General features: G+C 75.1%; 19 protein-coding genes. 8 read left to right on the plus strand and 11 right to left on the minus strand.

Features of this window, described 5'->3' with window-relative positions; translation table 11 throughout:
• Positions 1-17 precede the first annotated feature (17 nt).
• Positions 18-1,499, minus strand: coding sequence for a glutamate--cysteine ligase (locus ACIPXB_RS03120; protein ID WP_401443780.1), 1,482 nt, complete (start codon positions 1,497-1,499; stop codon positions 18-20).
• A gap of 123 nt (positions 1,500-1,622) precedes the next feature.
• Between ACIPXB_RS03120 and ACIPXB_RS03125 the strand changes: the two genes are divergently transcribed.
• Complete coding sequence (locus tag ACIPXB_RS03125) at positions 1,623-2,459, plus strand: class II glutamine amidotransferase (protein WP_401443782.1); 837 nt, start codon at positions 1,623-1,625, stop codon at positions 2,457-2,459.
• Here the strand turns inward: ACIPXB_RS03125 and ACIPXB_RS03130 are convergent.
• From ACIPXB_RS03130 to ACIPXB_RS03145, 4 genes are all read right to left on the minus strand, one after another.
• The gene (locus ACIPXB_RS03130; RefSeq protein ID WP_401443784.1) at positions 2,429-2,911 is read right to left on the minus strand and encodes a hypothetical protein; all 483 of its coding nucleotides are present in this window, start codon (positions 2,909-2,911) and stop codon (positions 2,429-2,431) included. The genes ACIPXB_RS03125 and ACIPXB_RS03130 overlap by 31 nt on opposite strands.
• 65 nt (positions 2,912-2,976) lie before the next feature.
• Positions 2,977-4,305 carry a hypothetical protein gene (locus ACIPXB_RS03135; RefSeq protein ID WP_401443786.1) on the minus strand — a complete coding sequence of 443 codons (1,329 nt, stop codon included), beginning with the start codon at positions 4,303-4,305 and terminating at the stop codon, positions 2,977-2,979.
• A 191-nt stretch (positions 4,306-4,496) separates the two neighbouring features.
• The gene (locus tag ACIPXB_RS03140; RefSeq protein ID WP_401443789.1) at positions 4,497-5,168 is read right to left on the minus strand and encodes a beta-glucanase; all 672 of its coding nucleotides are present in this window, start codon (positions 5,166-5,168) and stop codon (positions 4,497-4,499) included.
• A gap of 69 nt (positions 5,169-5,237) precedes the next feature.
• Positions 5,238-8,906 carry a hypothetical protein gene (locus ACIPXB_RS03145; RefSeq protein WP_401443791.1) on the minus strand — a complete coding sequence of 1,223 codons (3,669 nt, stop codon included), beginning with the start codon at positions 8,904-8,906 and terminating at the stop codon, positions 5,238-5,240.
• 318 nt (positions 8,907-9,224) lie between these two features.
• Between ACIPXB_RS03145 and ACIPXB_RS03150 the strand changes: the two genes are divergently transcribed.
• Positions 9,225-11,204, plus strand: a complete 1,980-nt coding sequence (locus ACIPXB_RS03150; protein ID WP_401443794.1) for a hypothetical protein — start codon at positions 9,225-9,227, stop codon at positions 11,202-11,204.
• A gap of 15 nt (positions 11,205-11,219) precedes the next feature.
• On the opposite strand, the gene ACIPXB_RS03155 is transcribed toward ACIPXB_RS03150, so the two are convergent.
• On the minus strand, positions 11,220-12,506 hold the full coding sequence (locus ACIPXB_RS03155) for an MFS transporter (RefSeq protein WP_401443797.1): 1,287 nt from the start codon (positions 12,504-12,506) through the stop codon (positions 11,220-11,222).
• 146 nt (positions 12,507-12,652) lie between these two features.
• Here ACIPXB_RS03155 and ACIPXB_RS03160 point away from each other — a divergent pair, with 146 nt between their 5' ends.
• Positions 12,653-13,729 carry a cation diffusion facilitator family transporter gene (locus ACIPXB_RS03160; RefSeq protein ID WP_401443800.1) on the plus strand — a complete coding sequence of 359 codons (1,077 nt, stop codon included), beginning with the start codon at positions 12,653-12,655 and terminating at the stop codon, positions 13,727-13,729.
• A 54-nt stretch (positions 13,730-13,783) separates the two neighbouring features.
• Here ACIPXB_RS03160 and ACIPXB_RS03165 read toward each other — a convergent pair whose 3' ends face one another.
• Positions 13,784-14,788, minus strand: a complete 1,005-nt coding sequence (locus tag ACIPXB_RS03165; RefSeq protein ID WP_401443803.1) for a DUF6745 domain-containing protein — start codon at positions 14,786-14,788, stop codon at positions 13,784-13,786.
• 47 nt (positions 14,789-14,835) lie between these two features.
• Complete coding sequence (locus tag ACIPXB_RS03170; RefSeq protein ID WP_401443806.1) at positions 14,836-15,162, minus strand: hypothetical protein; 327 nt, start codon at positions 15,160-15,162, stop codon at positions 14,836-14,838.
• 251 nt (positions 15,163-15,413) lie between these two features.
• On the opposite strand from ACIPXB_RS03170, the gene ACIPXB_RS03175 reads away from it, so the two are divergent.
• Genes ACIPXB_RS03175 through ACIPXB_RS03195 form a run of 5 tightly spaced genes read left to right on the plus strand, consistent with a single transcriptional unit; the run spans position 15,414 to position 20,680 of the window.
• The gene (locus tag ACIPXB_RS03175; protein WP_401443808.1) at positions 15,414-16,358 is read left to right on the plus strand and encodes an STM4015 family protein; all 945 of its coding nucleotides are present in this window, start codon (positions 15,414-15,416) and stop codon (positions 16,356-16,358) included.
• Positions 16,355-17,503 carry an STM4014 family protein gene (locus ACIPXB_RS03180; protein ID WP_401443810.1) on the plus strand — a complete coding sequence of 383 codons (1,149 nt, stop codon included), beginning with the start codon at positions 16,355-16,357 and terminating at the stop codon, positions 17,501-17,503. Before ACIPXB_RS03175 ends, ACIPXB_RS03180 begins: the two co-directional genes overlap by 4 nt.
• 31 nt (positions 17,504-17,534) lie before the next feature.
• Positions 17,535-18,359, plus strand: a complete 825-nt coding sequence (locus ACIPXB_RS03185) for an STM4013/SEN3800 family hydrolase (protein ID WP_401443812.1) — start codon at positions 17,535-17,537, stop codon at positions 18,357-18,359.
• On the plus strand, positions 18,356-19,762 hold the full coding sequence (locus tag ACIPXB_RS03190) for an STM4012 family radical SAM protein (RefSeq protein ID WP_401443815.1): 1,407 nt from the start codon (positions 18,356-18,358) through the stop codon (positions 19,760-19,762). Before ACIPXB_RS03185 ends, ACIPXB_RS03190 begins: the two co-directional genes overlap by 4 nt.
• Positions 19,763-19,774: 12 nt before the next feature.
• Entirely contained in the window at positions 19,775-20,680 is a 906-nt protein-coding gene (locus ACIPXB_RS03195; protein WP_401443818.1) for an STM4011 family radical SAM protein, read from the plus strand.
• Positions 20,681-20,774: 94 nt separating this feature from the next.
• On the opposite strand, the gene ACIPXB_RS03200 is transcribed toward ACIPXB_RS03195, so the two are convergent.
• The 3 genes from ACIPXB_RS03200 to ACIPXB_RS03210 all read right to left on the minus strand — a co-directional run bounded on the left by ACIPXB_RS03200 (position 20,775) and on the right by ACIPXB_RS03210 (position 23,134).
• Positions 20,775-21,407 (minus strand): class I SAM-dependent methyltransferase, encoded by a 633-nt coding sequence (locus ACIPXB_RS03200; RefSeq protein ID WP_401443820.1) that lies wholly within the window; start codon positions 21,405-21,407, stop codon positions 20,775-20,777.
• Between the two features lie 148 nt (positions 21,408-21,555).
• A complete protein-coding gene (locus ACIPXB_RS03205) occupies positions 21,556-22,878 on the minus strand; it encodes a serine hydrolase domain-containing protein (protein WP_401443823.1) in 1,323 nt (440 codons plus the stop codon).
• 55 nt (positions 22,879-22,933) lie between these two features.
• A complete protein-coding gene (locus ACIPXB_RS03210) occupies positions 22,934-23,134 on the minus strand; it encodes a DUF5988 family protein (protein ID WP_401443825.1) in 201 nt (66 codons plus the stop codon).
• Positions 23,135-23,140 lie beyond the last annotated feature (6 nt).

The following is a 23,140-nucleotide window of genomic DNA, read 5'->3' on the forward strand; positions in this document are numbered from 1 at the left end:
CGTCCCAGGGGCAGGCCCTAGTCCAGGGGCCAGGTGTGCACCGGGGCGTTGAGGTGCATGTAGTCCATGTACTGGAGCGTCATCCGGCGCAGAGCCTCCTGCGGGTCGGCGCCCTCCGGGGTGCGCCGCAGCTGGTGGTACACCTCCGACTGCCAGGACGCGCCGTTGCGTACGGTGACACAGCGCTGCTCGATGACCCCGAGCAGCGGCTCGCGCCACTGGGCGTCCATCCCGGCGTCCTCCAGCCCCTGGTGCGCCAGCGGCAGCAGCCGCCGCAGGACCAGCTCGGCGACCGGTACCTCGCCCATGCCGGGCCAGTACAGGCGCGCCTCGATCCCGTGCCGGGCCGCGGTGTGCAGGTTGTCCTCCGCTGCGGAGAAGGACATCCGCGACCACACCGGCCGCTCCTCCGCGACCAGCGCGCGCGTCAGGCCGTAGTAGAGGGCGCCGTTGGCGAGGATGTCGGCCACCGTCGGCCCGGCCGGCAGTACGCGGTTCTCCACCCGCAGGTGCGGCTTGCCGTCCGCGACGGCGTACACGGGCCGGTTCCAGCGGTAGACCGTGCCGTTGTGCAGGGTCAGTTCGGCCAGCTCCGGGACACCGCCAGCGTCGAGCACCGCGTGCGGGTCCTCGTCCTCGGTCAGCGGCAGCAGCGCCGGGAAGTAGCGCACGTTCTCCTCGAACAGGTCGAACACGCTGGTGATCCAGCGCTCCCCGAACCACACCCGCGGCCGCACCCCCTGCACCTTGATCTCCTGCGGGCGGGTGTCGGTGGCCTGCTCGAACAGCGGGATCCGGGTCTCGCGCCACAGCTCCTTGCCGAAGAGGAACGGGGCGTTCGCGGCCAGCGCCACCTGGACCCCCGCGATGGCCTGGGCGGCGTTCCAGTACGGAGCGAAGTCCTCGGGGGCGACCTGGAGGTGGAACTGGGTGCTGGTGCAGGCCGCCTCCGGCGTGATCGTGTCGGCGTACGTCCGCAGCTGCTCGACGCCGTCCACGGCGATCCGCAGGTCCTCACCGCGCGCCGCGAACACCTGTTCGTTGAGGAGGTGGTAGCGCGGGTTCTCCGACAGCGCGTGCGCGCCGACGTCCTCCAGCCGCAGCGTCGGCAGGATCCCGACCATCATCAGGTGCGCGCCGACGGCCGCCGCCCGCTCCTCGGCATGGTTGAGCGCGTCGCGGATCTCCTGCTCCCAGGCGTACGGGCCGCCTGCCGTCAGCCGCCGCGGCGCGATGTTGATCTCCAGGTTGAACCGGCCCAGCTCGGTGGCCCAGGCGGGATCGGCGATCGACGCCAGCACATCGGTGTTGCGCATGGCCGGCAGGCCCGCGTCGTCGACCAGGTTCAGCTCGATCTCGAGGCCCACCTGCGGGCGCTCGGCGTCGAAACGCGCCTCGCGCAGCATCCGGGCGAACGCGTCGAGACAGGACTGCGTCTTGTCGCGGTAGCGGCGCCGGTCCTCGCGGGTGAAGACCTGCGCCGGGACGTCGCGTCCCATCCGGCCTCCAGGGTTTGCGTCCCTCTTACAGCCTCGCACGACGTGCCCGACGCGGCACACGGTGCCCGGTGGCTCTACGCTCGGAGTGCGTGTACGCAGGTGTGTACGAAGGGAACGTGGCCGATGTGCAGATGGCTCGCCTACGCGGGGACACCCATGCTGCTCGACGACGTGCTGTACAAGCCCGCGCATTCCCTGATCGATCAGAGCCTGCACTCGAAGATGGGCGTCGAGACCACCAACGGCGACGGCTTCGGCGTCGGCTGGTACAGCGCCGACAACGGGGGCGTGCCCGCCGTGGTCCGTGACATCGGGCCCGCCTGGAACAACCAGAACCTCCGCGAGATCGCCTCCCACGTCCGCTCGCCGCTGTTCTTCGCCCACGTCCGGGCCTCGACCGGCACGGCCATCCAGCAGACCAACTGCCACCCCTTCCGTCACGGACGGTGGCTGTGGATGCACAACGGCTCGATCAGCGACTTCCACCGGCTGCGGCGGGACCTGTGCATGGCCGTGGACCCGGCCCTCTTCGCGTCCATCGAGGGCTCGACCGACTCCGAGGTGATGTTCTACCTGGCGGTGACGTTCGGCCTGGACCAGGACGTGCCGGAGGCCGTCGCCCGGATGGCGGGCTTCGTGGAGCGACTGGGCAAGGAGCACGGCGTCGAGTTCCCGCTCCAGATGACCGTCGCCGTCTCCGACGGCGAGCGGCTGTGGGCCTTCCGGTACTCCACCCAGGGCAAGTCCCGTTCCCTCTTCTACAGCAGCCGCCCCGGGACGGTCCGCGAGCTCCACCCGGACCTCGCCTTCCTGCGGGGCGTCTCCGACGACACCCGCCTGGTGGTCTCCGAGCCGCTGGGCGACCTGCCGGGCGTCTGGAACGAACTGCCGGAGAACAGCTACACGGTCGTCCCCTCGGGGCCCGACGACTACCTCCCCTTCGGCCCGGACACCATCTGAGGAGTGTCCGGAGGAGTGTCCGGAGGGGTGTCCGGAGGGCTGGCCGCAGGGCTGTGCGGGGCTGCCCTGCCGCGCTCGCGCCGGTGCTCCCGGTGGTGGTCCACCCACCGCCGCACCATCTCGTCCGGAGTGCGTGACGGCGGATTGTGCGGCCGCTGCGGCCGGACCGGCCCCAGCGGCACCACCGGCATCAAGTAGCGCATGCCGCCGGTGTCCAGCGTGCACAGCGGAGCCTCGTCCGGGTCGGCGGGCCGCACGACGTACACCGCGAACGGCTGCGGCGGATCACCGGGGAACTCGCCCCGCAGCACCGCGGCCGCGCCCGCGCGCACCCGGGCCGCCACGACGACCTTCCCGTCGACGAGCATCTCCACCGCCCGGGAGGGCCGCCCGCACAGCACGCTGACGGCATGACCGTCCAGGTCGAGGTGAAACCGCCGCCGGTCGGCCATGACAGCTCCCACGGGTCCCGTAGCCCCCGGTCCAGCGTATGACGTCCCCGGCGCGGGGCGGGCGGTCAGCCGCAGCCGCACCCGCCGCAGCCACCGCCGCCGCCACCGCCGCACCCGCCGCAGCCGCCGGCGGAGGTGTCGGCGGCGCGCCGCCCTTCCGAGGGCGTGGCCGGCCGGGTGACCGATGCGCGGGGGCGGAAGGTGGCCGTCCGCCCCGCCGGTGCGCCCACGCCGCGCGCCCGCCGCGCCGCCCCCGCCGCGGATGCGCTGTCCAGGTGCTTCGCCCGGGCCTCGGCCTCGGTGCGCGACTCGCCGGCCGCCTGCCACCAGCCGAGCCGGTGCCAGTGACCCGGCAGCAGCGGCACCGCCGTGATCTGCGAGACGATCCGGCTGCCGCCCTCGTACACCGCGTACTCCAGGACGACTTCGGAGCCTTCGCACGCCACCCCGTACAGCACGGCCTCGAACGGTTCGACCCGGGGATCGATGTCGTGGTGCCGGGCGCGCAGCTCCGCTTCGGCGCCCCCGGCCAGCAGGCGCGCCCCGGTGGGCGTGTCCCGGGTCCGGACGGCGTACGGGAGCAGCGGCCGTGCGGAGCGGGTGTCGGCGTCCGGGCACAGCCAGTGGCGCCGGCCGGAGGCCGTGGCACGGACGCCGACGACGAGGGCGGGCTGCGGGGCGGCGCGGAGCCGCCGGGCCGCCCGGCGGATGACCAGGCCCCGCCCGGCCAGGGTGGTCCCCGCGGCCAGGAGGAGGACGGCGACGGCCTGCGCGCCGAGGACGGCCTGTGTGCCGAGCGGGCCGGACGCCGCCGCCGCGGCCCCCGCGACCGCGGCCGCGCAGAGCCCGGAGCCGGTGAGGACCCACCGCAGGCGGCGCCGGCCGGGGCCGGCCGGCAGGTGTGCGGGCAGCGGGTGGCGGGCCGTTCCGGCGGCCGCGAGCACGAGGGCCCGCTGGACGCGGCGGCACCGCAGCCGGGCGACGGCCGCGGTGGCCGCCCCACCGCACAGGGATAGGACCAGGCACCGCCCCACCAGGCCCGCCGCGCCCGGGGCCGCGGACGCGGTCAAGGAGACGGCCGCGTCCACCGCGAGCACGGCGGTGGACACCAGGGTGAGGTGGGGCAGCCACCGGAACCAGAGCGGGAGGGCGGCCAGCAGGACGGCAGCGGGAGTGCCGCCCCAGCCGGTGCCGAGGAAGGCGGCCGGTTCCCGCGCCCCCGTGAGCAGGAACGCGACGGCGACGAGGCCGGCCAGGACCCAACTCCCGGCGGCGGGCGCGCAGTACCAGGGGACGCGCGCCGCGAGCCAGCGGTTGGCCTCGCGCACGCCCCAGGTCCGGACGCCGCCGTCGGGTAACGCCCCGGCGGGGAGGTGCTTGACGTAGGCGGTCACGGGCCCAGTATCGAGCGGCCCGCCGCGGCCCAGTAGGGCCGTGGCGGCACGGAATCGCTACGGCCGCTTCCGGTCGGCGGTGGTGTGCCCGGGGCGGTCGGCCGGGGGTGGTCGGCCGGGTGTGGTCGGCCGGCGGCGTCCGGCCGGGACCCGTGGCCGGGCCGGTCCGGCCCTGATCCGCGGGACGCCCCCTACGAGCGGTATACGCGCAGGGCCGAGACCTCGTACGACATCTCCGACACGGCCGGATCGGGCGCCGGATGGTAGCGGCCGGCGGTCACCGAGAGGTTCACGATGAGGTAGGCCCGCCAGCGCCGGCCCACGCCCCGGCGGTCCGCGAACACGCGCGTGCCGTTGACCCACCAGACCACCGAGTCCGCCCCGAACTTGACCTCGAGATCGACCCACGCCCCCGGCCGCACGGCGGCGTTGCGGTAGTAGTGCGAGCTGCCGGCGAGCACGTGGTTGGAGAGTTCCAGCAGGTCCGGGTTGTCGGGGTGGTACTCGAAGACGTCCACCTCCTGGTCGCCGTCCCGCCAGGTCCAGATCGCCGGCCAGGCGCCCAGGGCCTCCGGGAGCCTGACGCGTGCCTCCAGGACGTCCCCGGCACGCACCATGAACGCCTCGGCGCTGCCCTCCGTCGTCAGCAGCCCCGTGTCCCAGTTGCCGTCCGGCCGGCGCGTGGCACGGAACGTACCGCTGCGGCTGTAGGCGGGGTCCTCGACGAGGTGATCGAGCTTGTCGTCCCGGGGGTTGACCGGACCGCCGTCCGGATAGGCCCAGGAACGCCCGGCGACCCACTGGGCCGTCGAGCCGAAATCGGCGGTGAACACGAGGGCGCCGCGGCGCCGGAACCTTGCCATGAGTTGCGAGAGCACATGGACAGCTCTGCCCCGGTGACGATGCACCCATTCCGCTGATCTTTACCCGAATCACCCGATACGGCGTGGCGCGGCTCCTTGTATCAGCTCGGCGACCGGACGCTCCGGATCCCAGCCCGGATCCCAGCCCGGATCCCAGCCCGGGCTGCGGTCCGGATCCCCGCCCGGGGTGCGGTCCGTGAGCCGGGCGGTCACCCGGCGCCAGGCCTCGCGATCCGTCCCGAGCAGCTCGTGGACCAGCCGCGCCACCTCGCGCAGGGCCACCTCCACTTCCCCGGGCGCGTCGTCCCGCCGACGCGCGGCGTCGAGGTAGGACAGGACCAGCGCGGCCGGGCCCGCCGCGTGCACGAGCTCCCGCCCGGAGAGCACTCCGCCGGACAGCAGCCCGTCCACCTGCCGCGGCAGCGGATCGTGGTAGTCGCCGCCCACCCGGTACCGGACACCGTCCCCGCCGGATCCCGGCCCGGCGGCCGGGGTGAAGGGGCGGTCCGGGTGCTCGCCCACGAGATCGGTCCAGTGCGGTATCGGCTCGCGCCGGTGCTCGGCCTCCAGGCCCGCCCAGTCCGGCTCGGCCGGATGACTCTCGATCACCGAGGCTCCCTGCCAGTACGTCGCGCAGCGGCGCAGCCGCTTGGCGAGCTTCCCGGTGGCCAGTTCGAGGTCGGCGCGGGCCCGTATCACCGCGGCCGGGTCGGCCGTCGCCAGCGCTTTCTGGCACAGCCGGGCCGCCGCCGGGCCCAGCCGGCCGCTGTGGACGAGGGCGGCCAGCCGCCGCGGGCCCGCGTGCCGCACCAGGTTGAGGGCGCCGACGAGCTGCTGGGCCAGGTTCAGCTTCTTGCCCGCCCGCTGGAACACCGCCTCGATGAGGTCCGGTTGGGCCGAGCGCAGCCACAGCGCGCCGCCCGGCGGTATCGCCGCCGGATCGGCGCCCAGTTCCGCGAGCAGCGGGGCGGCCACCGCCCGGGACTCCAGGACGATCCGCAGCTTGACCTGCCGGTGCCCGCTGTGGCGCAGCAGGGCCAGATCCACGGCCGGCTCCCGCAGATCGACGAGCCGCTCCTCGAACGCGCGGGTCTGCCAGCGTGACTGGGTGGCCAGGACCCGCAGCGCCTCGGGGTCGCGCAGCGCGAACAGGTGGTCGAACGCCGTGCGGGTGCCCCGCTTGTGGCGGAGCGCGTACGCGGCCAGCAGCCAGGGGGCGTCCGGCCCGAGCCGGGGCAGGACGGCGGCGAGCACCTCGGGCCGGGCCAGGCACATCAGGGTGCCGGCCGCCCACGTCCACAGATGGTTCCCGCGCAGCAGCAGGCCCAGGGCGACGTCGGCCGTGGCGGGCACCGGCGGGTGCCACGGGTCGTCCCGCCCGGCGCGGTCACGGGCGCCGGTCCCCGTGCCGGTGCCGGTGTCCGTACGGGAGCGGGAACGGGCGACGAGCTCGGGCCAGCTCGGCCCGCCTTCCTCCCTTCCGGTCTCCTCGCCCGCCTCCTCCTGCGCCGTGGCCGCCAGCCGCAGCCACGCGTGCGGGTCGGTGCCCAGCTCCCGCTCCAGGTACGCGGCCACGGCCCGCCGCCAGGCGTCGGCGAACGCCAGCCTCCGCCAGTCGTGCGGCAACGAGAGCAGCCGGCGGGCGGGCAGGGTGCGGACCAGGTCCGCGGCCTGGATCACGCCCTGCGCGTAGGCCCACTCCAGGGCGCGCACGCCCGACCCGTACGTGGCCGCACATCCCGCCAGTACCTCCCGCGCGCTCGGAGCGGTGCACCATCCCCGGTCCGGCCGGACGGTCGCGGCCCGGACCGCCTCGATCAGCCAGCCGGGCGACTCCAGACCGGGGTGATCGCGGTACTCGGTCGACGTCAGGTAACGCAGGGCCTCCTCGTCGTCCGGCACCGGGGCGCCCTCGGGCGCGAGGGAGAGCAGCAGGTTCAGCGCACCGAGCGCGGCCCGCTGCCGCTCGCCCCGCGGAGCGGCGGGCGGCGAGCTCCGGGGCGCCCGTGACTCCCGCACCTGTCCGGACTCGGGCGCCGCCGCGGTCACAGGTTCCCCTTCCGGCACGTCCGGCTCCCGCGTCCGTCCGGCCTGCGCGAGCAGTTCGGCCGGGGTCCCGGGGAACTCCGGCAGCAGCCTGCTCACCGCCGCCCACGCGGCCGGACGCTCCGCGAGGTGCTCCGCGGCCGGCCCGCTCAGCGCCGCGCGCGCCTCGGTGGTGAGCAGGCCCTGCGCGGCCAGCCGCGCCAGCGCGTCGGCAGCCCGCGCGGCGGGGCGGGCCAGGAGCACCAGCTCCACGGGGTCCAGCAGGCCCGCGCGGACCATGCCCTCCGCCCACGGGGCGGCCCCGTCGTCGAGGGCCTCCCCGGCCAGCCGTTCGGCGGGCGCTGTCGTGTTGCCCGCGCGGCGCCCGCCCGTCCGCCACGGCTCGTTCAGAGCGCTGATCCGGAACGCGAGCCTTTCGTCGTCGGTCGCGTCCTCGTGGCGTACGAGCTCCTCGGCGGCCTTCGCCATGAAGGGGGTCCGCCGGTGGGCGGCCGCCAGGGCCCGCGCGTCGTGCGCGTACGGTTCGTTCAGCAGGTCGCGCAGGCTGCTCGTGCCCCGCGTGACGGCCAGCAGCCGCGGGAGCGCGCCCGGGTCCTCGTACGGCTCGGAGGCCGCCCGCAGCCGGCCGGCGCCGTCCGGCTCGCCCAGCGCCGCCCCGGCCTCGGCCCGCACCTCCTCGGCCAAGGACCGGGCGGTGCTCGCGTCGGCCAGCAGCGCGCGGACCGCGTCGGGCCCGTGGCACTCCCACACCCGCGCCAGCGCGTACCGCTGGGCCACCGTGCGCACCCCGCAGCTCAGCGCCCTGGCGACGAGCTCCGGATCGCCGCAGCCCAGCAGCGGGGTCAGCCAGGTGCGCGCCGCGGGCGACGAGGTGGACAGCAGCTCACGGCGCAGCGTGGCGTCCATCGGCACCGTGCCGAGGCGGTGCGTCAGGGAGCGCCGCAGCGCATGCGTGCAGCGCGGATTGCGGTACACCGCGGCTCCGACGAACGGGTCGTCACAGGCCAGCAGCCGCTTCAGGACCCGGGCGTCCAGCCGCGGATGCCGGGCGAGCGCGGCGCGCGAACGCCGGTCCCCGTATGCGGTCACGGCGTGGCAGAGCGCCGGACCGGGCAGGGCGCCACCGCTCAGCAGCGCCTCGACCGTGCTGTCCGGAAGGACCGTCAGTGCCTGGGCCGCCTCCTGCGCGGGGGCGTGCTCCAGCAGCAGGGCCATGGTCGCGGCCACACTCCTCGGCTGGAGCACCGCCCCGGCCGACGGCTCGGGCAGGGCCGCCAGCAGCTCCGGCAGCGAGTCGCGGCACGACGCCAGCGCGTCGTGCACGCCCCGCCACCGCTCGGGCTCCCCCTTGAGGTGCTGCTCCGTCAGGTCCCGCAGCCGCGCGCCGACCGAGCCGGGGACGCCGCCGGGGCCGGCCCCGAGCAGCGCCGGCAGCGTACGGGCGGGGCGGGCCCGCTCCAGCAACTCCCGTGCGAGGTCGTCGTCGAGCAGCCCGGCCCCGCGCACCTCCGCCGCGAGCGCCGCCGGCACCGGGCTCCGCCCGGCGGCGAGCGCCGCGCGCAGTGCGGCCACCGCCGCGCCGCCCCCGTCCCCGGCACCGCCGTCCCCGGCGCCCTCGTCGCGGACCGGCTCCCGCAGCAGGCCCAGGAAGACCCGCTGGGGCGCGGTCAGCCCGTCGTGAACGTCCGTCATGGCAGTCCCCCCGTTCGTCGTTCAGGCCGGGGACCGCGGCAGGAGCGGTCCCGTCACCCGCTCTCGAAGGTAGCGGCCGCCACTGACAACGCCCCGCCGGCCTGGTCCGGTGTGGCGCCGCGCCCGCCGCGTACCCGCGCGTCGCGGGATCCGTACGGGGAGGTGGTGCGGCACTATGTTGATCTTGCGATGGCCTCGGTGCTGCGCCGGACCGCCCGGCCCCGCCGCCACAACCCCCACCCCACCCCACCCCACCCCGGCGCAACCCGCCGCTGCCGTCGTCGTTGACAACACGTCACACCAGCGAAAGGGGCGTCGATGCCCGCTGCTTCCGCCGTGCTGTCCATGGTCCTCGCGACCACCCTCCTCACGGTCCCCGCCGCCGGGAGCGCCCCGAGCACGGGGAGCAACCCGAGCACCGGGAGCGCCGCGGGTGCCGAGCGTGCCGAGGGCGCCCGGGCCGGCTACGACGGCCAGGCCCGGCACGAAACCGCGCTGTTCAGCATCAAGTCCGCGAACAACGCGGCCGCACAGGAGTTCACCGCCGAGGGCTCCGCACTCGCGCGCGCCAGCGTCTACCTGAACAGCGCGGCGGCCACCGGGAAGATCACCCTCCAGGTCCGGACCCGCCGGGACAGCGCCGCCTCGGTCATCGCCACCAGCACCCTGGACATCGCGGCCCTCGGCGGCGCCGGCGCCGGCTGGCTCGAATTCCCGCTCCGCGCCACCACCACGCCCGGCGCCACGTACCACCTCTTCGTCCAGGCCACGACGGCCGAGAGCAAGGCCATCGCCTGGTACGGCACCCGCCGAGCCGTTCCCCAGTCGCTGACCAGCTGGAACTACGACAGGGCGGCCACCGGTGGCTGGCGGCGCTCCCCCTACCGGCTCGCCTTCTACGTCGACCCGGCCGGCGGCGAGCGCTGCGGCGAGGCCGAGGAATGCTACGTACCGGCCTCGATGCTGGCCGCCCGTACCTCCGGCCTGCTCTTCAACGGGAGCGTGACCGAGGCCGTCCTGCCCTCCTTCGCGGTCGGCGCCTCGTACGTGCCCCGCAGCAACGTCCTGCGCCTGCCCTCCGGCAGGTGGCGCTACCTTCCGGACGGCGCCACCGCCTCGGTGGTGGTCCCGGAGAACGACCCGGGCGCGCTTGAGCAGATCGCCGAGAGCCGGCAGTGGCTGCTCTCCGGCCGGGTTCCCGGCACCACCGCCGCGCGGCGGGACGCCACCGGGCGCGCCCTGCTCTCGATGCGCGCGCTGCTGCGGCCCAACGGCGCGTTCGCCGCCGCCTGGTCCCCGTTCTGGCAGTACTCCTGGCCGCGCGACGGTGCGTTCGCGGCGGCCGCCTTCGCCCACACGGGTCATGACACGGAGGCCTTCCGGATCCTGCAGTACGACGCCGCCACCCAGCGCGCGGACGGCACCTGGGAGGCCCGCACCAAGCTCGACGGCTCCGGCCCGCCCGACTCCCGCCCCTGGCAGCTCGACGGCAACGGATGGGTTCCGTGGGCCACCTGGCAGTGGTACCGCAAGGCGCCCGCCGACCGGCGCGAGGTCAGGCTGCGCGCGCTCTACCCGATGGTCCGCAAGGCGGCCGACCACGCCGCCGGATCGCTCGGGGACAACGGCCTGCCACCGGCGTCCCCCGACTACTGGGAACTGGCGACGAGCACCACCAACATCGGTACGGCGGCCCCGCTGCTCGCGGGCCTCAACGCCGCCGCCGACCTCGCCGCCCGGCTCGGGAACACCGACGACGCCGACCGCTGGACCCTCGCGGCCCACCGGCTCTCCGCCGGCATCGCCCGTCACTTCGCGCCCCTGGGCTACCAGCGCACCATCGACGGCGAGCACGGTCGCGACACCGCCGCGGCCTTCATGGCTCCGCCCTTCAACACCGCGCCCGCCGACCTGCCCGCCGCGCTGGACTCCACCTACCGGGCCCTGCTGCTGCCCAACGGGGGCCTGAGCCCCGGCAACGACCCCGGCCAGCCGTGGGGGACGTACGCGTGGACGGCCAGCACCTCCTTCTTCGCCGTCGCCTGGGCCGGACTCGGCCGGCCGGAACGGGCGGCGGGGGTGCTGGACTGGGTCCTGTCCAAGCGGAACACGCTCGGCGAGATCCCCGAGACCGTCAACGGCGCGGGCCGGCCGTCGGCGGTCGCCCCGCTCGGCTGGACCGACTCGCTCCTGATCATCTCCGTCCTGGGGCTGGAGGGCGCACCGCTGCCCACGCCACCCCTGCGCGAGCTTCCCGTCCGTCCCGTCGAACCCGGGGGCACGCCCGCGCGGAGGTGAGGGGAGACGCCGGTCCTACCCCGGCGTCCCGGCCGCCTCCTTCGCCGCCCGGCGGCGCAGCGCGTCCTCGTCGGTGTCCGCGTCGTAGGTGATCAGCTTGGGCAGCAGCGCGGCCAGCAGGGCCACCGAGCCCACGCACGCCAGGCCGCCGCTCCAGAACGCCGGCCGGGTGCCCGTCCAGCCGGCCATGGTCCCGGCGCGCACCTGGCCCAGCTGCGGGCCGACGCTGTACGACAGCACCTCGATGCCGGCCAGCCGGCCCCGCAGCTCCTCGGGGATGGTCTGGTTCCAGATCGTGGAGCGGCCCAGTCCGCTGAGCATGTCACCCGCGCCCGCCGCCGCCAGGCACAGCAGGACGATCCAGATGTCCGTGAACCAGCCCGCGGCGGCGACGGCCAGGCCCCAGCCCGCCGCGCCGCACACCACCAGCAGGCCGTGCCGGCGCACCCGCGAGGCCCAGCCGCTGGTCAGCCCCAGCACCAGCGAGCCCACAGCGCCCGCCGAGTACATCAGGCCCAGGGCCCACTCGGCGTCGAGTTCGTCGGCGAGGAACGGGAAGATGGTGTTGGGGAAGGCGAAGAACATCGCGGCCAGGTCGATCGCGTACGTCCCCAGCAGGACCGGACGGCTCCAGGCGTAGCGCGCGCCCTCGACGATGCCGCGCAGCGAGGGGCGTTCGGCGTCGTGGGAGGGCGGCGCGGGACTGAGCCGCGCGCACATCAGCACGGAGGCGAGGAATCCGGCGACCGTGACCGAGTAGGCCGCGGGATAGCCGGCGTACGCGACGACCAGCCCGGCCAGGGCCGGGCCGGCGATCGCGCCGATCTGGTAGCGCAGCGCGTTGAGCGCGGCCGCGGCGGTCAGCTGGTCGTGCGGCACGATGCGCGCCATCAGCGAGTCCAGGGCCGGGCGCTGGAGCCCGGCGAGCCCCGACACCCCGGCCGCCACCACGTACAGCGGCCACAGCAGCGGATCCGGCAGCAGGGCGTTGACGAGCAGGACCAGGGCGAGCACGCCGAGTCCGGCCTCGGTGAGCAGGATCAGCCGCCGCCGGTCGATGGCATCGGCCAGGGCGCCGCCGTACAGCCCGAAGACCACCAGCGGCACCAGTTCCACCGCACCCATCGCACCGACCGCCAGCGGTGAGTCCGTCAGGTGCTTGATCTGCAGCGGCAGCGCGATCATCGCCATGAACGATCCGAAGTACGTGACCGTGCCCTGGAAGAACAGCAGCCGGAAGTCGCGGCTGGAATGCCAGGGGGAGAGGTCGGGCAGGATCGAGGAGAGGCGGGTGGTACTCACAGCGGTTCATCGTCGGCGACCGGCGTGAAGCGCGGCAACGCAATTTCTCGCCGCCGGTCCCCGGCGACCGCGATGCCGCCGCCACGATGGTTCCATGGGGACGGGGCGCCCCGTCGAACCGCGCCGAGCACGAGAGGTGCACCGCCGTGAACGACCAGCCGCACCGGCACGACCACTCCCACCAGCACGACCACTCCCACCAGCACGACCACTCCCACCAGCACGACCACGACCACGGCCACGCACACGGGCCCGGCCGCCGGCTCGTACGCCTGTTCACCCCGCATCGCCATGACGGGCGGGCCGCGCTCGACACCGCGGCGCAGGGCTCCCGCGAGGGCATGCGCACCCTGTGGCTCTCCCTGGCGGTCCTCGGCCTGACCGCCGTGGTGCAGGCGCTGGTCTACGCGCTGTCCGGCTCCGTCGCCCTGCTGGGCGACACCGTGCACAACGCCGGCGACGCGCTGACCGCCGTACCGCTCGGCATCGCCTTCCTGCTGGGCCGGCGGGCGGCCACCCGCCGCTACACCTACGGCTACGGCCGGGCCGAGGACCTGGCCGGCATCGTGATCGTCGCGGTGATCGCCGCCTCGGCCGTGTTCGCCGCCGTCCAGGCCGTCGACCGGCTGCTCGACCCGCGCGGGGTCACCCACCTGTGGGCGGTCGCGGTCGCCGCGGCCGCCGGGTTCGCCGGGAACGAATGGGTGGCCCGCTACCGCATCCGCACCGGCCGCCGGATCGGCTCGGCCGCCCTGGTCGCCGACGGGCTGCACGCCCGCACCGACGGGTTCACCTCCCTCGCCGTCCTGCTCGGCGCCGGTGGCACCGCGCTCGGTCTGCCCCTGGCCGACCCGGTCGTCGGCCTGCTGATCACCGCCGCCGTCCTCGTCGTCCTCAAGGACGCCGCCCGCGAGGTCTGCCGCCGCCTCATGGACTCCGTCGACCCCCGGCTCGTCGACGCCGCCGAGACCGCACTGTCCGGTGTGGACGGCGTCCTCGGCGTCGGCGCCGTACGGATGCGGTGGATCGGCCAGGCGCTGCGCGCCGAGGCGGACATCGTCGTCGGAGCACAGCTGACCGTCGTCCAGGCCCACCGGGTCGCCGTCGCAGCCGAGCACGCCCTCATCCACGCCGTGCCCCGGCTCGCCGCCGCGACCGTCCACACCGACCACCTGCCGTACGGCGGCGACCCGCACGCCGCACTGGCCCACCACGCCGTCTGACGACCCACCCGCCCGACGACGCCCCACGGCCGGCCGGGGCGCCCGGGCACGCCCTCAGGTCTGGCGCACCGGGTCGTACGCCTCGGCGCTCAGACCGAAGGTCCAGGCGACCCCCTCGCGGGCGGTGAGCGTGGTGGGCGGGACCCGCAGCCAGTACGTACGGAAGCTGCCGTCCGGTTCGGCCGTGGAGTTGACCACCTCGACCATCACCACCGGCTCGTCGCGCTCCAGCTCGATCCGCCACAGCACGCCCGTCGCGTCCCGGTGGACGGGCTTCGCGCCGGATTCGGCGAGATAGCGCTCGTAGCCGTAGTGCTCCAGCATCACGCGCCGCAGCTCCGCGTTCTCCTCCGTCCGGATGTCCTGCGGGGTGAGGTCGCCCAGCCGCGCCAGGAACGCGGCCGGGACCGGCATGCCGCGCCACGCGTACAGCGCGAACCCGTCGGGGAAGACCAGCGCGGGGCCGTCGCCGCGGTCGAGCCGGCCCGCCTCGTCCCGGTGCAGCTCGGCCGGACGCTCGCAGACCACCACCAGCTGCTCGTACGGCCACCACCAGCCGGCGTGCCGTGCCACGTCCGCCAGCGGCGCCAGCTCGGCGGCGCCGTCGGCGAAGGCCGCGAGCCATGGCGCGTCGTGCTGGCCGAGGACCGCGTCGAGCAGCAGCAGCCGCACCTCGCGCTCCCGCTCCGCCGCGCCGTCGGCCAGCGCCTCGGCGACGCCCGACCGGATCCGGTCGGCCAGGGCGGCCGTGCCCTCCCACAGGGGAGCCCCCGTCGACGCCCACAGCGCCCCGTACCCCTGCGGGCCGAGCAGGTCGTGCGCCGCCCGCCGGGCGCGCTCCCACGGCCGGGTGCGTATCTCCTCGCGCACCGACCGGCCGCGCCCCGTGTCCGCCCGTACGGCCTCGACCGCCGCGCGCGGCGAGGCCGCCCAGACGATCTGCCGCGGCTGCGCCAGCCCCGCCGCCCGGTAGGCGCGGCGGACGCCGTCCTCCGCCGCCGCACGGTCGGCGGGCCCGGTGGCCGTGGCCACCGCACGCCACTTCGCGAGCTGTTCCATCTCCGCTCCGTTCCTCGACTCTCGGTTCCGCTACGGCTCGACGCGGTCTAGTCCGCGACGACGCGGACGGAGCCCGGCACGTACTCCCGCTGCCGCACCACCCGGAACCAGCCCGGCGGCAGAGGTATCGCCGCGTGCTCCTCGTGCACCACGCGCCCGCCCCGCGGCAGGTGCATGAGCATCGGCCCGAACGGCCCGCCCTCCCGGACCAGGCGCCCGGGCTCCGCAACGGCGTGCGCGTGTCCCGTCACCTCGCCCAGCGCCAGCACCAGCCGGCCCCGGGCATCGCGCCCCTCACCGGGCGCGTCCACGGCATGACACGGCACGGCCCCCTCGGCCACGGGCACGATCAGCACATCTCCCTGCCGGTACACGGCACTCCCCTCCCCGCCGGCACCGCGCGCACCGGCCACGGGAACGACGCTACGGGCGGGGTCTGACAACGGGTCCGACAGCGGTTCCGACGCGGGTCCTGCCACGGCTCTGACGACGGGTCCGGCCAGGGTTTTGACGACGGGTCCGGGACCGGGCCGGGGCGACCCGCGGCCGGGGTTGTCAGCGGCGCTTGGTACAACTTCTCGCACACCCGGTCGACCCTTCCACGCCACCGTCAGGAGCTGCGCGCATGACCATTGGGGAACACCTGAAGGAGTTCGGCGGCCTGCCCGTCCTCGACTTCCCCGCCCCCGGCGCGGACGTGCGGCTGCCCGAACCCGACTCCGTCGCCTGGCGGATCGCCGTCGAGGTGTACGACAGCGAGGAGACCTGGCAGCAGGCCTTCGGCCGGTTCGCCGAAGCCGTCGACACCACCCGGGTCACCACCCTCGTCGTCGGCGGCTGGGACGAGGCCTACGACGGGGACAGCGCGGAGGTCGTCGCCACCCTGGTGGGCGCCCGGGACCGGCTGCCGGCCCTGCGCTCCCTGTTCCTCGGCGACATGACGTACGAAGAGGCCGAGATCTCCTGGATCCAGCAGTGCGATGTCACCCCGCTGCTGGCGGCCTTCCCCGCACTGGAGGAGCTGGGGGTGCGCGGCGCGCAGGGGCTGGAGTTCCCCGCCGTCACCCACGAGCGGCTGCGGATCCTGCGCGTGGAGACCGGCGGTCTGCCGGCAGGTGTGGTGCGGGGCATCGCGGCGAGCGACCTGCCCGCGCTGCGCCGGCTGGAGCTGTGGCTGGGCACCTCCTGGTACGGCGCGGACACACAGGTCGCCGACCTGGAGCCCTTCCTGACCGGCGGCCGGCTGCCCGCGCTGCGCCATCTCGGCCTGCGCAACAGCGACATCGCCGACGACATCGCCACCGCTCTGGCCGGCGCTCCGGTCGTGGCCCGGCTGCGCACCCTCGACCTGTCCATGGGCACCCTCGGTGACGAGGGCGCGCTCGCCCTGCTCGCCGGACAGCCGCTGACCCACCTGGAGAAGCTGGACCTGCACCACCACTTCATCAGCCCGGAGGTCGAGCAGCGCGTCCAGGCGGCCCTGGAGCCCTCCGGCGTGACCATCGACCTCCAGCAGCGCAACCTGGCGCGGGACGGCCTGGCCGGGCGCTACACCGCGGTGGCGGAGTGAGTCCGTCCGGTCTCGTGGTCGTCGGCAACCCCGAAGGCCGCCGCGTCGCCCTGTTCCAGGCCGCCGTCCGGGCGGCCGGACTGGCCCCCGCCCGCGTCCTGGCCTGGCGCGACGTACTGCGCGGACAGCTCGTCCTCCACCCCGGCGAGACCGTGCGGATCGACTCCCCGGGCGAGGACCCCGCGGTGGAGCGGCTGCTGCGCGGCGTGCGCGACACCACCCGGGTGGAAGGATCCGCCCTCTGGTACGAGCGGTTCACCACGGCCGTCGAGGCCGTGGCGGACGCCGCCCGCGCGGCCGGCGCCACTCTGCTGAACCGGCCCGAGGACGTCGCCGTGCTGTTCGACAAACGGCGCTGCCACGCGGCACTGGAGCGGGCCGGCGTACCGGTCCCGCCCTCCCCGACGTCCGGTCCGCACGCGCCGCCGGTGCGCGGCTGGGACGACGTACGGGCCCTGCTCGCCCGGCCGGGGCTGCGGCGGGCCTTCGTCAAACCGGCACACGGCTCCTCGGCCTCCGGGGTGCTGGCGGTGGAGACCTCGGCCGGCGGCCGCGTCCGTGCCACCACCTCGGTCGAGCGCGCCGCGGGCGGCCACCTGCACAACTCCCTGGCCGTGCGCCGCTACGAGGACGAGGGCGAGATCGCCGCGATCGTCGACGCGCTCGCGCCCGACGGGCTGCACATCGAGCGGTGGCTGCCCAAGCCCACGCTGTACGGCCGCTCGGTCGACCTGCGGGTCGTCGTGGTCGCCGGCCGCGCCACCCACGCCGTCGTCCGCGCGGGGCGGGGCCCGCTGACCAACCTCCACCTCGGCGGACGCCGCGGCGAACTGCGCGACGCCGTCGACGCCGTGCACGCGGCGGGCGGCCGGTGGGCCGACGTCCTCGCCGTGTGCGAGCGTGCCGCCGACGCCTTCCCGGGCACCCACTGCGTCGGGGTCGACCTGCTGCCCTCCGCCCACTGGCGGAAGTTCGCCGTCGGCGAGGTCAACGCCTTCGGGGACCTGCTGCCGGGCCTGACCGGCCTGCCCGACGGCCCGGCAGCCGGACTCGACACGTACGCCGCCCAGGTCGCCACCCTCCACCCCGCACCGCCCGAGCACCCCGAGCACCACAGGAACCACCGTGCACGCGACACCGCCTGAGCCCCACCAGGGCCCCTCCGGCCTCCCCGACATGAACGAGGTAGTCGGCAGCGACGACCTGCTCCTGGTCACCCTCGACACCCTCCGGTACGACGTGGCCGAGCACCTGGCGGCCCAGGGCCGCATCCCGCACCTCGCCGCCCACCTGCCCGGCGGCCGCTGGGAGCGGCGGCACGCGCCCGGCAACTTCACCTATGCCTCCCACCAGGCGATGTTCGCCGGCTTCCTGCCCACCCCGGCCGCCCCCGGCCCGCACCCGCGGCTGTTCGCGGCCCGGTTCGCCGGCAGCGAGACCACCGCGGGCCGGACCTGGGTCTACGACGCGCCCGACCTGGTGTCCGCCCTCGCCGAGGCCGGCTACCGCACGGTCTGCATCGGCGGGGTCGGCTTCTTCAACCGGCAGCCGCCCCTGGGATCGGTGCTGCCGGGCATGTTCCAGGAGAGTCACTGGGAGCCGGAGTTCGGGGTGGCCTCCCCGACCTCCTTCGAGGCACAGGTCGCCCGCGCCGAGCGCGTCGTCGCCGAGCAGCCGCCCGAGCGCCGCCTGTTCCTCTTCCTCAACGTCGCGGCCCTGCACCAGCCCAACTGGTTCCACCTCGACGGCGCCACCCCCGACGCCGGCGACACCTGGCACTCGCACGCGGCGGCCCTGGAGTACGTCGACCGCCACATCGGCAGGCTGTTCGCGGCGATGAGCCGGCGCCGGCGCTGCTTCGCGATCGTCTGCTCCGACCACGGCACGACGTACGGCGACGACGGCTACACCGGCCACCGGCTCGGTCACGAGGCCGTGTGGACCGTGCCGTACGCCCACTTCTTCCTGGAGCCCGGCCGTCCGGAGGCGGCACCACGATGACCACCGCACCCACCGCACCCGCCATCCCCATCATTCCAGCGATACCCGCCATCCCCGGCATCCCCAGCACTCCGTACGAGAGCTACGTCTACGCCTACCCGCACAAGACGGCCTACCGGCCGCTGCCGGAGCGCCCCGCGCTCGCCGGCCTGTGGGCGGACGAACCCAAGGGGGCCCTCTCCCTCTACCTGCACATCCCGTTCTGCGAGGTGCGCTGCGGCTTCTGCAACCTCTTCACCCGGGTCGGCGCACCCGACGGGCTGACCACCGCCTACCTCGACGCCCTCGACCGCCAGGCGACGGCCGTCCGCGCCGCGCTGGAGGCCGGAGGGGAGGGCTCCGGCCCGATCCGCTTCGCCGCGGCCGCGTTCGGCGGCGGCACGCCGACCTTCCTGACCGCGGCCGAGCTGGACCGTCTGTGCGACATCGCCGAGCGGCGCATGGGCGCCGACCTGCGCGCCGTACCGCTGTCCGTGGAGGCCTCCCCGGCCACCGCCACCGCCGACCGGCTGGAAGTCCTGGCCGCCCGCGGCACCACCCGGCTGAGCCTGGGCGTACAGAGCTTCGACGACACCGAGGCCCGGTCGGCGGTACGCCCGCAGAAGCGGGCCGAGGTCGAGGCAGCCCTGGGCCGGATCCGCGACGCCGCCATCCCCGTCCTCAACATCGACCTGATCTACGGCATCGACGGCCAGACGGAGCTCAGCTGGCGGCGCTCGCTGGACGCCGCGCTCGCCTGGCGGCCCGAGGAGCTGTACCTCTACCCCCTCTACGTCCGGCCGGGGACCGGCCTCGGCCGTGGCTCCGCGCAGGAGGGCCCGGCCCCTGCCTGGGACGAGCAGCGGCTGCGCCTGTACCGCCACGGCCGGGACCATCTGCTGGCGCACGGCTACGAGCAGGTGTCGATGCGGATGTTCCGCCGGGCCGGGGCGCCCGCCGGCGCCGCCGACGACCACGCCTGCCAGACGGACGGCATGGTCGGCCTGGGCTGCGGCGCCCGCTCGTACACCGCACGCCTGCACTACTCCTTCGACTACGCCGTGGGGATGCAGCGGATCCGCGCCATCATCGACGACTACGTGGCCACCGACGCGGCGGCGTTCGCCCACGCCCAGCACGGGTGGCCGGTGACCGGCGACGAGGACCGGCGCCGCCACCTGCTCCAGTCGCTGCTCCAGGCCGAGGGCATGGAGCTGGCCGGCTACCGGGCCCGGTTCGGCGGCGGACCGCGGGAACACTTCCCGGCGGAGCTCGCGGCCTTCGAGGCGCGCGGCTGGCTGGACGGGACGGACCCGGCACGGCTGCGGCTGTCGGCCGACGGCCTCGCGCACTCCGACGCCGTCGGCCCGACGCTGTTCTCCGCCGGGGTACGGGCCGCGATGGCCGCGTACGAGCGCACGTAGGCGGCGGCCGGTATGGACCTGACCCTCCTGTACCGGGGGCCGCTGGCCTCCTGCGACTACGACTGCCCCTACTGCCCGTTCGCCAAGCGCCGCGACAGCCGGGCACAGCTCACCGCCGACCGGGCGGCCCTGGCCCGGTTCACCGACTGGGTGGCCGGGCCCGGCGCCGACGACCGGCTGTCGGTGCTGTTCACGCCGTGGGGCGAGGGGCTGGTGCGGTCCTGGTACCGGCGGGCGCTGATCGAGCTGTCGCACCTGCCGCACGTGGCACGGGCCGTCATCCAGACCAACCTCGGCGGCCGCACCGAGTGGACGGCCGAGGCCGACCTGGAAACCCTCGCGCTGTGGTGCACCTACCACCCCGGTCAGACGCCGTACGAGCGCTTCCTCGGCAGGTGCCGGCAGCTGGCCGATCGGGGGGTGCGGTTCAGCGTGGGCGTGGTGGGCCTGCCCGAGCACCTGGCGCAGGCCCGGCGGCTGCGGCGGGCCCTGCCGTCCGAGGTGTACCTGTGGATCAACGCCGCCGAGGGGTACACGTACACGGACGAGGAGGCAGCCCTGTGGGAAGCGCTCGATCCGCTCTTCCCGTATAGCAGGCATCCGCACCGTTCGGCGGGGCTGCCCTGCCGGACCGGCGCGTCGGTGATCTCGGTGGACGGGGACGGGACCGTACGGCGGTGCCACTTCGTCCGCGAGGAACTCGGCAACCTCTACGACGGCAGCTTCCGGGCGGCGCTCGGGCCGCGCGCCTGCCCGCTGAAGGTCTGCGACTGCCACATCGGATACGTCCACCTCGAGACACTGCCGCTGTACGACGTCTTCGCCGGCGGGGTCCTCGAACGCATTCCCGCGGGGCCCGTCACGGGCCCGGTACCGCTGCCGGGGCCGGTCCGGCCGCCGGCGGTACCCGCCCCGTGACCGGACCCGCCGGGGAGGCCGTCACGGCTTCCCCGGCGGGACAGGTGGGACAGGTGGCACGAGCGGGGCGGGCGTGGCGGGCGTGGCGGGCGGGTCAGGCGGTGGGCGCCGTGCCGACGAGGACGAACTCGTTGTACGGGAAGACCTTGCCCACCGGACGAGGGAACGGGAAGGAGAAGCTGCGGCGGAAGCTGATGCCCGCCTTCTCGGCGTGCGCGCGCAGCTCCTCGAAGCCGACCCAGCGGATGTGGGTCGCGTCCGACCGGTAGCCGACCTCCTGCGGGGTGATCATCACGACCGACCCGCCCGGCTTGACCAGCGGCAGGTACTGGAGCAGCAGCGAGTGGGCGGTCTCCTCGTCCACGTGCTCCAGGACGTGCGCGCACAGCAGGCTGTCGAACGAGCCCGGACCGCAGTCGGGCGCGGCGGCCAGCCCCTCGGGGGTGTAGGCGATCAGCCCGCGCTCGCGGCAGGTCTCCACCGAGTGCGGGTTGTGATCGACGCCCACGCTGCCGGGCTCGCAGTTGAGGAGATTGCGGCCCAGCCCGCAGCCGATGTCGAGCACCCGGCCCAGCTTCAGCCGCCGCAGGTTCCAGCGGTACGGCGCCTGCGTGGGCAGCAGGCGCTTGATGCCCGACGTTTCCAGCCGCGCCAGCCGCCGGGTGTAGTCGGAGCCGGCCGTGCTGGGGGCGGTGGAGGCATCCGAGGACGTAGAGGAATCAGACAACTTTGACCGTTTCCTAACATGAAGAACGCAAGCCGACGCGAGTCACAGGACTCAGTGGGTTCAGACGATCACAATACTGCCGTCGCGGCCTTCAGGGCCCTTGTCGCCCAACGTTGTTGACGCGATCTCGCGGTTCCCGCGCCACCGCTCAGCGGGCGTGCCGCTCCGGCAGGTCCACCTCGGCCGGGGCCACGCCGAAGCCGCGCGCGGTGCCGCGTCCGGTGCCCCGTCCGGTGGCGCCCGGGGCGACCGTGGACCGCTTGCCGCAGAACGCCGCCTCCAGCGTCCCGCCCAGCGCGGTGTTGGCCTCGCCGCGGTTGGAGGTGTTCGCCATCGCCGCCAGGCTGCGGCGGCCGTCGCGGGTGGCGAAGGCGTACGTGTAGAAGCCCTGCACGGTGCCGGTGTGCCCGTACACCGAGGTACCGCAGGACAGGACGTAGCGGCGCAGGCCCAGCCCGTAGAAGCGGGTGTTCGTGGCGTCCGTCGGCGACGTGGTGAGCATCGCCTCCAGCAGGCGCGCCGGCAGCAGCCGGCCGCGCAGCAGCGCCGACACGAACGTGTTGAGATCGGCCGGATCGGAGATCACCGCCCCCGCCGACTGCGCCCAGGACACGGTCTGCTCGGTGGAGTCCACCAGGGGCGAGCCCGCCTCGTCGGGGTGCAGGTAGCCGCGCACGTGCAGCCCCCGGACCTCGGTGGCCGGATGCACGTAGGAGGTGCGGCGCAGGCCCAGCGGCCGGAAGATGCGGCGCTCGTACGCCCGGCCCACCCCCTGCCCGGTCACCTTCTCGATGAGCATGCCGGCGACGACGAAATTGGTGTTGGAGTACTTGTACGCCGCACCCGGCTCGGTGGTGCGCGGCTCGCGCAGCGAGAGGGCGACGAGCTCCTGATAGCCGAACACGCGGTGGCGCACGGCCTCGAAGCCGGGGACGGTACGGGCGAACATCGCGTCGGTGTAGTCCGCGAGCCCGCTGCGGTGGCTCAGCAGGTGCCGGACGGTGATCCGGTCGTCGGGCAGCAGGCCGGGCAGGTAGTGGGCGACCGGCGTGTCCAGGGCCAGCCGTCCCTCGTCCACCAGTTGCAGCAGGACCACCGTGGAGAACGTCTTGGTCACGCTGCCGATCCGGAACCGGGCGTCCGTGTCCATCGGTGCGCCCGTGGCCCGGTCCCGGACCCCCACCGTCCGGGTGCGGGCGCCGCCGGGCCCGGTGACCCGGGCCATGGCCCCGGGCGCCCCGGCGGCGGTGGTGCCGGTCAGCGCCCGGGCCAGGGCGTCGAGGTCGGGCGCGTCCGGGCGCTCCGCCGGCGCGGCGCGCAACGGGGGCGGGGCGGCGGTGGCGGCGGAGGCGGCCGGCGAGGTCGCCGCGCCGGTGAACGGGGCGGCCGCGTGGGCGGCGGTGGCCGGTGCCAGGGCCGCCGTCGCGGCGAGCAGGGCGGCACCGAGCGTCAGGCGTCGATCGAGGGGCATACCCGCCCAACGAAGCGTCCGCCTCCAGGGACACGAGGCGGACGGTCACGTCAGGTCACTCGGCGATCTCCGTGCGCTCCCACCACTCGAACACCGGAAGCCGTCCCTGCGGGCCCTCGTGGAACCGCGACGTGGCCCTGAAGTGCTCGTACCCGCCCCGGTGCGCGATCTTGAGGTCCTCGCCCGGCGCGGGCGCCGTGACGACCCGCTCCGGCAGGTCCGCCGGTCCGCCCTCCAGTACCGCCTTGTTCGCCATGGTCCC

This window comes from Streptomyces sp. NPDC090022, from assembly GCF_044748145.1.
In the GTDB taxonomy this organism is placed as follows: Bacteria; Actinomycetota; Actinomycetes; order Streptomycetales; family Streptomycetaceae; genus Streptomyces.

What these genes read in the sequence shown, in the direction of transcription:
- ACIPXB_RS03150 (WP_401443794.1), top strand. Translation starts at nt 9,225, where the DNA reads ATGCCCGCTGCTTCCGCCGTGCTGTCCATGGTCCTCGCGACCACCCTC.
- ACIPXB_RS03175 (WP_401443808.1), top strand. Translation starts at nt 15,414, where the DNA reads ATGACCATTGGGGAACACCTGAAGGAGTTCGGCGGCCTGCCCGTCCTC.
- ACIPXB_RS03205 (WP_401443823.1), bottom strand. Translation starts at nt 22,878, where the DNA reads ATGCCCCTCGATCGACGCCTGACGCTCGGTGCCGCCCTGCTCGCCGCG.
- ACIPXB_RS03140 (WP_401443789.1), bottom strand. Translation starts at nt 5,168, where the DNA reads ATGGCAAGGTTCCGGCGCCGCGGCGCCCTCGTGTTCACCGCCGATTTC.
- ACIPXB_RS03165 (WP_401443803.1), bottom strand. Translation starts at nt 14,788, where the DNA reads ATGGAACAGCTCGCGAAGTGGCGTGCGGTGGCCACGGCCACCGGGCCC.
- ACIPXB_RS03130 (WP_401443784.1), bottom strand. Translation starts at nt 2,911, where the DNA reads ATGGCCGACCGGCGGCGGTTTCACCTCGACCTGGACGGTCATGCCGTC.
- ACIPXB_RS03210 (WP_401443825.1), bottom strand. Translation starts at nt 23,134, where the DNA reads ATGGCGAACAAGGCGGTACTGGAGGGCGGACCGGCGGACCTGCCGGAG.
- ACIPXB_RS03195 (WP_401443818.1), top strand. Translation starts at nt 19,775, where the DNA reads ATGGACCTGACCCTCCTGTACCGGGGGCCGCTGGCCTCCTGCGACTAC.
- ACIPXB_RS03185 (WP_401443812.1), top strand. Translation starts at nt 17,535, where the DNA reads ATGAACGAGGTAGTCGGCAGCGACGACCTGCTCCTGGTCACCCTCGAC.
- ACIPXB_RS03120 (WP_401443780.1), bottom strand. Translation starts at nt 1,499, where the DNA reads ATGGGACGCGACGTCCCGGCGCAGGTCTTCACCCGCGAGGACCGGCGC.
- ACIPXB_RS03125 (WP_401443782.1), top strand. Translation starts at nt 1,623, where the DNA reads ATGTGCAGATGGCTCGCCTACGCGGGGACACCCATGCTGCTCGACGAC.
- ACIPXB_RS03190 (WP_401443815.1), top strand. Translation starts at nt 18,356, where the DNA reads ATGACCACCGCACCCACCGCACCCGCCATCCCCATCATTCCAGCGATA.
- ACIPXB_RS03145 (WP_401443791.1), bottom strand. Translation starts at nt 8,906, where the DNA reads ATGACGGACGTTCACGACGGGCTGACCGCGCCCCAGCGGGTCTTCCTG.